This window comes from Micromonospora sp. LZ37, from assembly GCF_059359015.1.
Window position 1 is genome coordinate 106383 of sequence record NZ_JCADBL010000010.1, and the last position, 13046, is coordinate 119428.

Below are 13046 nucleotides of genomic sequence, written 5' to 3' on the forward strand. Positions count from 1 at the left end.
GCGCATGTCCCTGTTGGAGATCACCGGCCTGACCGTCACCTTCACCGGTGACGGCGGCCCGGTCCGCGCCGTCGACGGGGTGGACCTGCACGTCGAGGCGGGGGAGACCCTCGCCGTGGTGGGGGAGTCCGGGTCCGGCAAGACCGTCACCGCGCTCAGCGTCCTCGGCCTCACCCCGCGCCCGCCCGGCTGCGAGACCGGCGGCGCGATCCGGCTCGACGGCGTCGACCTCACCGGCCTGGACGCCCGCGGCTGGCGCTCCGTCCGCGGCGGCCGGGTGGCGATGGTGTTCCAGGACCCGTCCGCCGCGCTCAACCCGCTGCTCACCCTCGGTACCCAGATCGCCGACGCGGTCCGCGCCCACGAGCCGGTCTCCCGCGCTGCCGCCCGGGACCGGGCCGTGGCCGCCCTGGAGCTGGCCCGGCTGCCCGACCCGGCGTCCCGGCTCGGCCAGTACCCGCACCAGCTCTCCGGCGGCATGCGGCAGCGGGCGGCGATCGCCCTGGCCATCGCCGCCCGGCCGAAGCTGCTCATCGCCGACGAGCCCACCACCGCCCTCGACGTCGGCGTGCAGGCCGAGATCCTGGACATGCTCGACACGCTGCGCCGGGACCTCGGCATGGGGCTGGTCCTCATCACCCACGACCTGGGCACGGTGGCCAGCCACGCCGACCGGGTCGCGGTGATGTACGCCGGCAGGGTGGTGGAGACCGGCCCCACCCGGCAGGTCCTCGACGACCCCCGGATGCCCTACACCCGGGCGCTGCTCGACGCCACCCCCCGGCTCGACGCACCGGCCCGGCAACGGCTCGCCTCCATCGGGGGCCAGCCGCCCGACCTGAGCGTGCCGGTGCCCGGCTGCGCCTTCGCCCCCCGCTGCCCGGTCGTGCGGGACCGTTGCCACCACGAGCGGCCGGCGCTGGAACTGCACGCGCCCGAGCAGCGGGCGGCCTGCCTCAACCCGCTGCCGGCCGGCGCCGTGACCCTCGGGCCGGTCGGCGGGGAGCACGACGCGCCGGTCGACGCCGCCGCGCCGGACGGCGAGCCGATCGCCGAGTTCGACCGGGTGGCGCTGCACTACCCGGTCCGCAAGGGGCCGCTGCGCCGGGTCGTCGACCACGTCCGGGCCGTCGACGGGGTGAGCCTGCGGTTGCACCCCGGGCGGACCCTGGCCCTGGTCGGTGAGTCCGGTTCCGGCAAGACCAGCCTCACCCGCACCCTGCTGCGGCTGGAACGACCCACCGGCGGCGCCGTCCGCTACGACGGCATCGACGTCACCCGCCCCGACCGGGAACAGCTGCGCCGGTTGCAGCGCGAGGTCCAGGTGGTCTTCCAGAACCCGTACGCCAGCCTCGACCCCCGGATGACCGTCGGGCAGATCCTCGCCGAGCCGCTGCGGGTGCACGGCCTGGAGGCCGGCCGGGCCGAGCTGGCCCGGCTGCTGGCCCAGGTCGGCCTGGACGACGCCGCGCTGGACCGGTACCCGGCCGCCTTCTCCGGCGGGCAGCGCCAACGCGTCGCCATCGCCCGGGCGCTGGGCCTGCGCCCCCGGCTGATCGTCTGCGACGAGGCGGTCAGCGCGCTGGACGTCTCCATCCAGGCCCAGGTGCTCAACCTCCTCGCCGACCTGCAACGCGCACACGGGCTGGCGTACCTGTTCATCACCCACGACCTGGCGGTGGTCCGGTCGGTGGCGCACGACATCGCGGTGATGCGCGCCGGTGTCGTCGTCGAGCAGGGCCCCGCCGAACGCATCTACGACCGGCCCGCCCACGAGTACACCCGGCGGCTGCTGGCGATGGCCCCCGGCCACCCCACCCACGCCCGGACCGGAAGGACAGCGCAGTGGTCCAGATAACCCAGGTACGGCTCACCCCCGTCAACACCCCCCGGCACGGCAGCATCACCTGCGGACACGTGCTGGTCGAACTCCACACCGACGACGAACAGCTGGTCGGGGTGGGGGAGATGTCGGACTTCCAGCACCTGCCCCGCTACCACGTCGACGTGGCCGACCTCGAGGGCACGCTCAACGAGCTGCTGGTCGGCCTCGACGCGCTCGCCATCACCGAGGTCGAGGCGCGGCTGGAACGCAACTTCCCGCAGGCCGGCTACATCTACGACAAGAGCCGCACCATCAAGTGCGGGGTCGACGTGGCGATGTGGGACCTCGCCGCGAAGCGGCTCGGCGTCCGGGTGGTCGACCTGCTCGGCGGGCCGGTCCGCGACTCCGTCCCGATCGCCTACCCGGTGTTCCGGCAGCAGCGCGAGGACGACGTCGAGCGCAACCTCGCGATGGTCGCCCGCCGCGTCGCCGAGGGCTTCGACCACTTCCGGGTGTACGTGGGCCGCCGCCTCGACCTCGACGAGGCGTTCCTGCGCGCCGCCCGGGACCGGTTCGGCGACGCGATCACCCTCAAGTCGCTGGACTTCTCCAACCTGCTCGACCCCCGCGCCGCCTGCCGGTTCGTCGACCGGGTCGCCGACGTCGGCTTCGACCTGGTCGAGTCGCCGGCGCCGCACCACGACCTGCGCGGCCTGGCGTACGCCCGGGACCGGCTGCCGGTGCCGGTCAGCGAGCACGTCTACAGCTTCCGGTGGGCGCTGGACCTGGCCGCCGCCGACGCGGTGGACGTCTTCAACGTCAGCGTCATCGCCATCGGTGGGATCACCCCCGCCCGGCGGGTCTTCGCCATCGCCGAGGCGGCCGGGAAGTCCTGCCTGGTCGGCACCACCCAGGAGCTCTCCATCGGCACCGCCGCCGCGGCGCACGTGGCGATGGCGACGCCCTCGGTCACGCTGCCCAGCGACCCGGTCGGTCCGCTGCTCTACACCCGCGACGTGGTCCGCGAGCCGGTCAGCTACGTCGGCGGGCGGCTGCGCGTACCGGACGGTCCCGGCCTCGGCATGGTCCTCGACCCGGAGCGGGTGGCCGCCTGCGCCGGCCCGCTGACCTGGGCGGCCACCGACGCGGCGGCCGTGGTCGACCGCGCCCCGGCCGCCGGCCCGGCACCGGACGGCGCCGCGCAGGCCGGCGCGGCGGGCCGGGGCGGGCTGCCGCAGGCCGTCGTCGGGGCGGCCCGGTGAACCGGCTCGACGGGCGGGTCGCCCTGGTCACCGGAGGCGGGCGCAACATCGGCCTGGCCATCGCCCGCCGGCTCGCCGCCGACGGCGCCGCGGTCGCGGTCAACGGCCCCGACGCCGACGAACTCGCCGTCGCCGCCAAGGACCTCGGCGGGGACGCCGCGCCGTTCCCGGCCGACGTCTCCGACCCGGCCGCGGTGGAGGCGATGGTGGCGGCCGTGATCGACCGGTACGGCCGGCTCGACGTGCTGGTCAACAACGCGGCCGTACCGATGGCCGGCCGGGTGCCCCTGCTGGAGCTGGACCTGGCCGACTGGGACCGCAGCTTCGCCGTCAACGCCCGCGGCGTGTTCCTCTGCACCGTCGCCGCCGCCCGGGTGATGCCGGCCGGCGCGTCGGTGGTCAACATCTCCTCCGTCGGCGCCACCCGGGCCCACCGCAACGCGGTCGCCTACGACGCCACCAAGGGCGCCGTCGAGGCCGCCACCCGGGCCATCGCCCTGGACCTCGCCCCGCGCGGGATCCGGGTCAACGCCGTCGCCCCCGGCGCCATCGCCAACGACCGGTTCGACGCCCTCGACCCGGCCGCGAAGCGGGCCCGGGCGCTGCCCGTCCCGCTCGGGCGGGTCGGCACCGGCGCCGACATCGCCGCCGCCGTCTCCTTCCTCGCCTCGGACGACGCCGCCTACATCACCGGCCAGGTGATCACCGTCGACGGCGGCCTCTCCGTCCAGGCCCGACCACCGGGGATCGACTCGATCCTCGACTCCGCTCCCGCAGAAGGCCAGCAGCCATGACCAACCCGCCCCCCGCCCTCTCCGACCTCGCCCCGCTCGACCCGGACGACCTGGCCGCCCTCGGCGCCGCCAGCACCGCCACCATCACCACCCAGCTGTTCAAGCACGGCCTGCGCAACACGTTCCTGGCCGGGCTGCGCTGCCAGAGCCCGCACGCGCCGAGACTGCTCGGCGAGGCGTTCACGCTGCGCTACATCCCGGCCCGGGAGGACCTCGACGTCCTGGACGTCTACGCCGACTACGACCACCCGCAACGCCTGGCCGTGGAGTCCGTCGGTCCCGGCCAGGTCCTCGTCGTCGACTGCCGGGAGCAGGGCCGCGCCGCCTCCGCCGGGCACATCCTGCTCACCCGCCTGGCCGCGCGCGGCGCCGCCGGCATGGTCACCGACGGCACGCTGCGCGACATCGGCGGCATCGCCGAGCTGCGCCTGCCGGTCTTCGCCGCCGGCGCCGCGGCGATGACCAACCTGGCCCAGCACCACGCCGTCGACCTCCAGGTGCCGATCGGCTGCGCCGGGGTGGCCGTCTACCCGGGCGACGTCCTCGTCGGCGACGCCGACGGGGTGGTCTGCGTACCCCGGCACCTGGTCCCGGTGATCGCCCGGCCGGCCCGCGAGCAGGAGGAGCTGGAGACGTACCTGCAGCAGCAGGTCGCCCTCGGCGCGCCGCTGCGCGGCACCTACCCGCCGGACGCGCGGACCCTGCGCGCGTACGACGAGAGCCGATCCGTGGTCGAGCCTCGGTGACCCGGCGCCGTTGCCCGTCCGGCGCACCCCTGGCGGACCGGCGGACCACCGCGGGGGTCGCCCGGTAGTCCGTCCGGCAGCACCCGCAACACCCCACCCGTCCCGTCCCAGGAGGTACCTGTGCCCCGACACACACCCCTGCACCTCGCCCTGGCCCTCACCCTCGTCGGTGTCACCGTCGCCGTGCCCGCCGGCCCGGCGCACGCCGCCGACCTCGCCGACACCTTCGACGGCGCCACCGTCGGCACCACCCCCGCCGGCTGGACCGTCGGCGGGGGTGGCGGCGGCGCCACCGTCGCCGACGTCGCCGGCACCGTCGACCGGAGCCTGCGTCTGACCGACACCTCGACCGCCGCACCGGTCACCGCCACCCGGTCCTTCGGCGCCACCTCCGCCACCGTCGTGGCCAACGCCCGGCTGCGCGCCGCGCAGACCACCGCCGTCATCGGCCTGCACCTGGACAGCGCCGCCGGGCACACCGTCACCGTCGCCATGGACGGCGCCGGCCGCTTCTACACCTACTCCGGCGCCACCCGGGTCGACCTGGGCGCCTACACCGCCAACCGGTGGTACGACGTCCGCGTCGTCGCCCGCCCCGGCACGTCGACCGCCAGCGTGTGGATCGACGGGCAGCGGCGGGCCACCAACCTGTCGTTCCGGGTGGGCGCCACCAGCCTCGCCGCCGTGCAGGTCGGCGTGGCCGCCGGCGACACCGGCACGGCCTGGGTCGACGACGTGCGGACCAGGACCGAGCCGAACCCGGTGAGCTGGCCGCAGGTCGGCACGGTCGCGCCCCGCAGCGCCGCCCAGATCGGCTCCTCCAAACTGATCGTCGGCGCGGAGACCCTGGACCGCGACTACACCGACTACCAGTCCTACAAGGGCTACCTCGGCCCGCTGGGGGCGACCCGGGCCCGGTTCCAGGCCGGCTGGGCCAAGACCGAGAAGGTCAAGGGCAGCTACGACTGGGCCTGGCTGGACACGGTCGTGAACGACGCGGTCTCCCGGGGCGTCCGGCCGTGGTTGCAGACCTCCTACGGCAACCCGATCTACACCGGGGGCGGCGGCGCCGGCCTCGGCGGGCAGGTGCCCAGCTCGGCGGAGGCCCTGGCGGCCTGGGACGCCTGGGTCAGCGCCCTGGTGAACCGGTACAAGGATCGGGTCGACGAGTGGGAGATCTGGAACGAGCCGAACCTCGGCGGGGTCGACACCACGGTGTACGCCGACTTCCTCGTCCGTACCGCCACCCGGATCCGGGCGGCGCAACCGGCTGCGGTGATCTGGTGCTGCGCCCTGGCCGGCGTCGAGCGCTCCTACGCCGACGCGGTGCTGACCCGGGTGCGTTCCCTCGGCAAGCTCGACCTGATCGACGGCATCACCTACCACCCGTACAACCCCAACCCGGACGCCTCCTACGAGCAGGTGCGGCTGCTGCGGGTGACGGCGGACAGCTTCTCGCCCGACCTGCTGATCCGCCAGGGCGAGAACGGGGCGCCGAGCCGGCCGAACAGCTTCGGGGCGCTCGGCGAGCTGAACTGGACCGAGCTGGCGCAGGCCAAGTGGATGCTGCGCCGGACCATCGCCGACCTCGGTCGGGGAATCAGCACCAGCGTCTTCAGCATCTCCGACCTGCACTACCCGTCGAAGGTCAACTCCAAGGGCCTGGTCCGCACCGGCACCGACAGGAAGGTCCGCTACGCCAAGCCGTCCTACTACGCCATCCAGTCGGCGGCCGCGCTCTTCGACGACACGATGACCCCGATCAGCGGGTACGGCTACACCGACGACACCGCCTCCCCGGTGGCGGTGCAGGCGTTCCGCAAGTCCGGCACCGGACGGCAGTCGGTGGCGCTCTGGTTCAACTCGGCCACGCCCGGCGACGACAACACCCGTACGCCGGTCACGGTCACCTTCAGCGCTGGCAGCTTCGCCGACCCGGTCTACGTCGACCCGCGCACCGGCGCGGTCTACGACATCCCGGCGGCGAACTGGTCGCAGTCGGGCACCTCGTACACCTTCACCGGGGTGCCGCTCTACGACTCGCCGATCCTGATCGCCGACCGGTCCGTCATCGGCCTGTGACGGCCGCCGGCCCTCCGGCCGGCCCCCGCTGAGCCGGCGTGGCGGTCCCCGTGCCCACCCTCCACGGGGACCGCCACGCCATCGAGGGAGAGAGACCCGTGACCCTGTCCCCGCCCGTCCTGGCCGAACTGCGGGCGATCGTCGGCGCCGCGAACGTGCACGACGCCGACGGCGACCTCGTCGCCTACGCCCGCGACGCCACCCCGCTGTTCCACCACCGGCCCGACGTGGTCGTCTTCCCCGCCGACACCGCCCAGGTGGCGGCGGTGCTCGCCACCGCCACCCGGCACGGCGTGCCGGTGGTGCCGCGCGGCGCCGGCTCGAACCTCTGCGCGGCCACCGTGCCGCTGCACGGCGGAATCGTGCTGGTGCTGACCCGGCTCGACCGGATCCTGGAGGTCAGCGCCGACGAACTGCTGGCCCGGGTGCAGCCCGGCGTCACCAGCGCCCGGCTGGCCGACGCCGCCGCCGCGCGGGGGCTGCTCTGGGCGCCCGACCCGGGCAGCCGCACCGTCGCCACCGTGGGCGGCACCATCGCCACCTGCGCCGGCGGGCTGCGCGGCCTGAAGTACGGGGTGACCCGCAACTACGTCCTCGGGCTGGAGGCGGTGCTCGCCACCGGCGAGGTGATCCGCACCGGCGGCCGGCTCTGGAAGGACGTGGCCGGCTACGACCTGACCCGACTGCTGACCGGCTCGGAGGGCACCCTCGCGGTGATCACCGAGGCGACCGTGGCGCTGCTGCCCGCGCCTGCGGCGTCGAACACCGGGGTGGCCTACTTCCGTACCCTCGCCGAGGCCGGCGCGGCCGTCGCCGCCGTGATCCGCGCCGGGCTGGTCCCGGCGACCCTGGAGTTCCTCGACCGCGCCTGCATGGACGCGGTGGAGGACTTCGCCGGCCTCGGGCTGCGCGCCGACGCGGGTGCCCTGCTGCTCTTCGGCGACGACGGCTCGCCGGAGACCGTCGAGCGGCACCTGGCGCGGATCGGCGCGGCCTGCGCCGAGGCGGGCGCGATCGAGGTCACCACCGCCCGGGAGGTGGCCCAGGCGGAGGCGCTGCTCGCCGCCCGGCGGTGCGCCCTGCCCGCGCTGTCCCGCCGGGGCGGGGTGACCATCCTGGAGGACGCGACGGTGCCGCGTCCCCGGCTGGCCGAGATGGTCGACCGGATCGACGCGATCGCCGCCCGGCACGGCGTCGCCATCGCCACCTTCGGCCACGCCGGCGACGGCAACCTGCACCCCACCTGCGTGCTGGAGTCCGCCGGGGACGCCGACGCGGTCCGGCGGGCCGAGGCGGCCTTCGCCGACATCTTCGCCGCCGCCCTCGACCTGGGCGGAACGATCACCGGCGAGCACGGGGTGGGCGCGGCGAAGCTGCCGTTCCTCACCGCCCGGCTCGGCGCCGACCAGATGGCCCTGCTGCGGCGGATCAAGACCGCCTTCGACCCGGCCGGCATCCTCAACCCCGGAAAGGTGGGCTCGTGAGCGGGAACTTCTTCGACCCCGGGCAGTTGTCGCGCTGCATCTCCTGCGGCTTCTGCCTGCCGGCCTGCCCCACGTACGCGATGACCGGCGACGAGGCGTCCTCGCCGCGCGGGCGGATCACCCTGATGCGGGCCCTGGAGGAGGGCGTCCTGCCGCCGGACGACGAGACCCTGCGCGAGCAGGCCTCGTTCTGCCTGGGCTGCCGGGCCTGCGAGCCGGTCTGCCCGGCCGGGGTGGAGTACGGCAGCCTGCTGGAGCAGTGGCGGGTGCACCAGTGGCGGGGCCGACGGCGGCCGCTGCTCGCCCGGGCGCTGATCCTGGTCGCCGGGTGGCGTTGGTTGCTGCGCCTGCTCGGCGTGGTGCGCCGCGCGGCCCGCGGCGGCCCGGTGGCCCGGGACGGCGGCGCGCAGCTGATGCTCGGCTGCTTCGAGCGGGGTCTCTACCCCGGCGTCAGCCGGGCCGCCCGGACGCTCGACCCGGAGCTGGCCGTGCCCGCCGGGCAGGGCTGCTGCGGCGCGCTGCACGCGCACAACGGCGACCTGGCCGGCGGCGAGCGGCTGGCCCGCCGCCTCGGCGCGGACCTGCCCGGCACCATCGTGACCACCTCCGGCGGCTGCGCCGCCCACCTCGCCGCCGTGCTGGGCCGGGACCGGGTCCGTGAGCTGTCCACCTGGCTGGCGTCGGACCCGCCGGTGGGCCAGGTGCGGGTCGGCGACCGGCGGGCCCGGGTCGCTCTCCAGGACTCCTGCCACCTGCGCAACGGGTTGGGCGTGCACGCCCAGCCGCGGGCGCTGCTGCGCGCGGTGGCCGACCACGTCGAGCTGCCCTCGGCCGCCACCTGCTGCGGCGCCGCCGGCACCTACGCCCTGCTGCGACCGGCGGACTCCCGGCGGATCCTCGACGCCAAGATCGACGAGATCGAGGCCGCCGGGATCGACTACGTCGTCGCGGTCAACCCGGGCTGCCTGCGCCAGCTGCGGACCGGCCTGCGCCGGCGCCGCTCCGCCGTCCGCGCCGTGCACCTGGCCGAACTCCTCGCCGCCGCGCGCTGAACCCGCGCGCCGTTGTGACGGCGGCGGGCGGGCGTCCCGGTGAGCTGGGGCATCTGGCCAACCCGCGACGGCGGACCCGACGACCGTGCCAGAATCAGCTTCGCCGGCGGTGTGGCAGTCCGGCGGGGACGGCCGGCGCGTCATGCGAGACGCCCCGCGGCCACCGCGGCCCGCCGCTGCTCCCGGCTACCGGCCCGGTCTCGCCGACGGTGCGGCCGTCCACGACCGGTTCGCGCCCACACCTGATGACGGAGAGCCTGGTGGACACTCAGACCGCGACCGGCAGCATGCACGTCGACCTGCTCGTCATCGGCTTCGGCAAGGGCGGCAAGCTTGTGGCCGGGGCCATGGGCCGTCGCGGCAAGCGGGTGGTGATCGTCGAGCGGTCGGACCGGATGTACGGCGGTACCTGCCCCAACGTCGGCTGCATCCCCTCCAAGGGGCTCGTCCACCACTCCCGCAAGCGCCGCCCGGACGACCCCCCGCAGGAGTTCTACGAGCGGGCCGTGCACAAGGTCCAGGACGTCCGGGAGATGATGCGCAGCGGCAGCTTCGCGGCGTTCGACGGTGTGGACAACATCTCGGTCGTCACCGGTCCCGCCACCTTCGTCGATTCGCACACCGTCCGGGTGGACTCCGGTGGCGATCCGCTCACCATCAGCGCCGAGACGATCCTGATCAACACCGGTTCCGAGCCGATCATCCCCGACATCCCCGGCCTGCGCGCGAGCACCCACACCACGGACAGCACCGGTCTGATTGAGAACCCGACCCTGCCCGGCCGGCTGGCGATCATCGGCGGCGGATACCTCGGCCTCGAGTTCGCCTCCATCTACCGGCAGTTCGGCTCCCAGGTCACGGTCTTCGAGATGGCCCCGAAGATCCTGCTGCGCGAGGACGACGACGTCGCCGCCGCCGCCGAGGCCATCCTCACCGGCGAGGGCATCGAGATCGTGGCGGGCGCGCGGGTCACCGAGGTCCGCGACACCGACACCGGCGCCACCGTCAGCTACGAGCGGGACGGCCGGCAGCACACCCTGGAGGTCGACACCATCCTCGCCGCCCCCGGCCGCGCGCCGGCGACCCGTGGCCTCGGCCTGGACGCCGCCGGGCTGCGGACCACCGAACGGGGGGCGGTGGAGGTCGACCAGCACCTGCACACGAGCCAGCCGCACATCTACGCCCTCGGCGACGTCAACGGTGGCCAGCAGTTCACCTACATCTCCCACGACGACAGTCGGATCGTCCTGGACCAACTCGTCGGCGAGGGGCGTCGGTCGCTGCCCGACCGGGTCGCGATTCCCCACACCCTGTTCATGACCCCACCGCTGGCGACCGTGGGGCTGAAGGAGAAGGAGGCCGTCGCCGCCGGCCACCGCGTGAAGATCGCCAGCCGGCCGGTGGTCGACATCATCGGGATGCCTCGCGCCCCTGCCGTCGAGGAGACCCGGGGTTACATGAAGTTCGTGATCGACGCCGAGACCGACCAGATCCTCGGCGCCGCCCTGCTGAGCATCGACGCCCAGGAGCTGATCAACACGGTGGCGCTGGCCATCCGGCACGGCATCACCGCCACCGACCTGCGCGACGCGATCTACAGCCATCCCAGTTCGACCGAGGCGTTCAACGACCTGCTCGGCACCACCCTGCCGGCCGAGGAGCGGCTACCCGCCGGGGCCTGACGGCGACGCCCCGACCCTCCGCCGAGGATCGGGGCGCCGCGCACAGCCGGTCGATGCTGGGACGGGGCGGCGTCGCCGCCGCGGGCTCAGCGCTGGCGGAACGACTGCCGGACCACGCCGCCGACCAGCGCGCACCAGGTGCTGGTGCTGACCTTGCCGGTGAGCGGCAGGCCGTGCAGCCGCTGGATGTCCTCGACGGCCTTCTTCGTCGCGTGGTCGTACTCGCCGGTGACGGTGACCTCGGCGTAGCCCTTCCAGTTGAGGATGAACTGCACCGCCTCGACCGGCAGGCCGGTCGCGTCCTTCTCCAGCTCCGGGGCGAGCGTCTCCCAGGTGGGGCCGGTGATGGTGGCGTCGACGTCGACCGGGATGGCGTTGCGGGCCTGCCAGTCCTGCACGGCGGCGATGGTGGCGGCGTCGAAGGCGCTGTTCGGCGTGACCGCGTAGCCGCGGTGGGCGAGCAGGTACTGGGCGACCCGGACGGCGGGGGAGCTGACGAAGCGCCACAGGTCCGGCCAGCGGCGGGCCGGCACGTCGGCCAGGTCGGTGCCGAGCTTGCGGAACACCTGGCGGCGCACGTCCGGGAAGAGCCGGTAGAAGGCCGCGCCCGGGCAGAGGGTGGTGCGGAAGTCCCAGTGGCCGAAGATGTCGTGCGCGTGCAGGCCGTACTGCTGGCAGATGGTGGTGCAGAGCCGTACCAGCGAGTCGAGCAGCTCCTCCGGCGGCGTCTCGGTGACGTAGGTGCCCTCGTTCTCGATGCCGATCGACCGGCCGTTCTCCCCGGGGCAGTGGGCCGAGACCATCTGCCGGTCGCCGGCCTGGAGCCGCTCCAGGCTGCCGCGCCGCCCCTCCATCACGTAGCCGCCCCGGCTGATCGTGAAGTGCTGACCGGTGTCGGACCAGCCGTTGCCGTCCATGTGCAGGTCCTGGCAGTCCCGGGCGAGCTTGATCGCCTGCGCCTCGGAGTAGTCCGTGACGTTCGGGAAGGCCATGTGGTGCACGATGATCTTGTTGGTGGGGATGGCGCTGATCACCAGCGGGCTGGCCGGTGGGCGGGCGCCCCACTCGTCGCAGCTGTAGATCCAGTCGAGGTCCGCGCCGGGGTCGGCCTGCGCGGTGGCCGGAAAGGCCAGTTCGGACCCGACGACCGCGACGGTGGCCGCGCCCAGGCCGGCGCGGAGCAGGGTACGACGGTCGTATGCGGGCTGGTCGACGTGCATGGCATCTCCTCGGCGGGGGCCGGCGGGGCTGGGGGGGCGATGAAAAGGAACTCCAACGGTCGTGCGTGACGTGGAGGATATTGCCATCGACGGCCGGAGCGCTAGAGGCCCACGTTGATCAGTTGCGAATGGACCGACCCTGGCCCGCGAGGGTCGACGCGGCGCGGGATCGCGTCGCGGTGGAGGCTGGGGTCAGTCGCCGGCCGTCGCCGGCCGGGCGCGGCCGCGGCGGGCCAGGGAGGCTCGGCGCATCTTGACGTAGTTGCCGCACCCGGCCATGGAGCACCAGCGGCGGGCCTGGTTGCGGGAGGCGTCGTAGTAGGCCCAGCGGCACGTGTCGCGGTCGCACACCTTGAGCCGCGGCCACGTGTGGTCCTCGCCGCACCGCCGGATCGCGTTGACGAGCTGCGCCAGGGCCTGGTCGAAGGCGGTGGCTCCGGCGGCGACGAACTGGTGGCCGCCGTCGGTGAAGGTCAGCCGGACGGGCACCCCGGCCAGGGCCTGGTTGAGCGCCGCGACCGCCGTGGGATCGGTGGGGTGACCGGCGTGGCCCAGGAGTACCGCGCGCAGACCCTCCCGAATCGTCCTGGCGACGGCGAGGTCCGCCGGGCGCAGGCGCGCGTCGGCGCGGATCAGCCCCTGCGCCGCGAACCAGTCGCGCAGCCGGTCGGGCGTGGTCAGGGACTCCTCGTCGACCTGCGGCTCGAAGGTGTTGACGAAGTCGCGTACCAGTCGGGCGGCGGGCGGGACCGCTGCCTCCTCCGTCACGGGCGACCTCCCTCGTCACACCAGCGTAATGCCTTGACAGGTGTGACTGGCTCTTGCCATGGTCTCTTGTGTACACCGGCAAAACGGTTTCGCCGGTGTGAGATGCCGGGGCGGCACGGGCGGGAGGGGGA

The 13046-nt window shown here is 74.5% G+C and carries 10 protein-coding genes; 8 read left to right on the top strand and 2 right to left on the bottom strand.

The genetic code is table 11. The features are described 5' to 3' along the window. The first annotated feature begins 4 nt into the window (after window positions 1–4). From AC5L3Z_RS20700 to AC5L3Z_RS20735, 8 genes are all read left to right on the top strand, one after another. Window positions 5–1858: an ABC transporter ATP-binding protein gene (locus AC5L3Z_RS20700; protein ID WP_494844304.1), complete on the top strand. Its 1854-nt coding sequence runs from the start codon at window positions 5–7 to the stop codon at window positions 1856–1858. Further along, the gene (locus AC5L3Z_RS20705; RefSeq protein WP_494844306.1) at window positions 1846–3087 is read left to right on the top strand and encodes a mandelate racemase/muconate lactonizing enzyme family protein; all 1242 of its coding nucleotides are present in this window, start codon (window positions 1846–1848) and stop codon (window positions 3085–3087) included. The genes AC5L3Z_RS20700 and AC5L3Z_RS20705 overlap by 13 nt, the downstream gene beginning before the upstream one ends. Beyond that, window positions 3084–3881 (top strand): SDR family NAD(P)-dependent oxidoreductase, encoded by a 798-nt coding sequence (locus AC5L3Z_RS20710; RefSeq protein WP_494844307.1) that lies wholly within the window; start codon window positions 3084–3086, stop codon window positions 3879–3881. The genes AC5L3Z_RS20705 and AC5L3Z_RS20710 overlap by 4 nt, the downstream gene beginning before the upstream one ends. Beyond that, window positions 3878–4627, top strand: a complete 750-nt coding sequence (locus AC5L3Z_RS20715) for a ribonuclease activity regulator RraA (protein WP_334520599.1) — start codon at window positions 3878–3880, stop codon at window positions 4625–4627. The genes AC5L3Z_RS20710 and AC5L3Z_RS20715 overlap by 4 nt, the downstream gene beginning before the upstream one ends. Window positions 4628–4747: 120 nt before the next feature. Beyond that, entirely contained in the window at window positions 4748–6709 is a 1962-nt protein-coding gene (locus AC5L3Z_RS20720) for a hypothetical protein (protein ID WP_494844308.1), read from the top strand. Between the two features lie 98 nt (window positions 6710–6807). Beyond that, entirely contained in the window at window positions 6808–8193 is a 1386-nt protein-coding gene (locus tag AC5L3Z_RS20725) for an FAD-binding oxidoreductase (protein WP_494844310.1), read from the top strand. Continuing rightward, window positions 8190–9245: a (Fe-S)-binding protein gene (locus tag AC5L3Z_RS20730; protein WP_494844311.1), complete on the top strand. Its 1056-nt coding sequence runs from the start codon at window positions 8190–8192 to the stop codon at window positions 9243–9245. The genes AC5L3Z_RS20725 and AC5L3Z_RS20730 overlap by 4 nt, the downstream gene beginning before the upstream one ends. Window positions 9246–9505: 260 nt before the next feature. Beyond that, window positions 9506–10927 carry an FAD-dependent oxidoreductase gene (locus AC5L3Z_RS20735; protein WP_494844312.1) on the top strand — a complete coding sequence of 474 codons (1422 nt, stop codon included), beginning with the start codon at window positions 9506–9508 and terminating at the stop codon, window positions 10925–10927. Between the two features lie 86 nt (window positions 10928–11013). Here AC5L3Z_RS20735 and AC5L3Z_RS20740 read toward each other — a convergent pair whose 3' ends face one another. Continuing rightward, complete coding sequence (locus AC5L3Z_RS20740) at window positions 11014–12147, bottom strand: peptidoglycan recognition protein family protein (protein ID WP_494844313.1); 1134 nt, start codon at window positions 12145–12147, stop codon at window positions 11014–11016. 192 nt (window positions 12148–12339) lie between these two features. Beyond that, window positions 12340–12915: a CGNR zinc finger domain-containing protein gene (locus AC5L3Z_RS20745; RefSeq protein ID WP_494844315.1), complete on the bottom strand. Its 576-nt coding sequence runs from the start codon at window positions 12913–12915 to the stop codon at window positions 12340–12342. Between the last annotated feature and the right edge of the window lie 131 nt (window positions 12916–13046).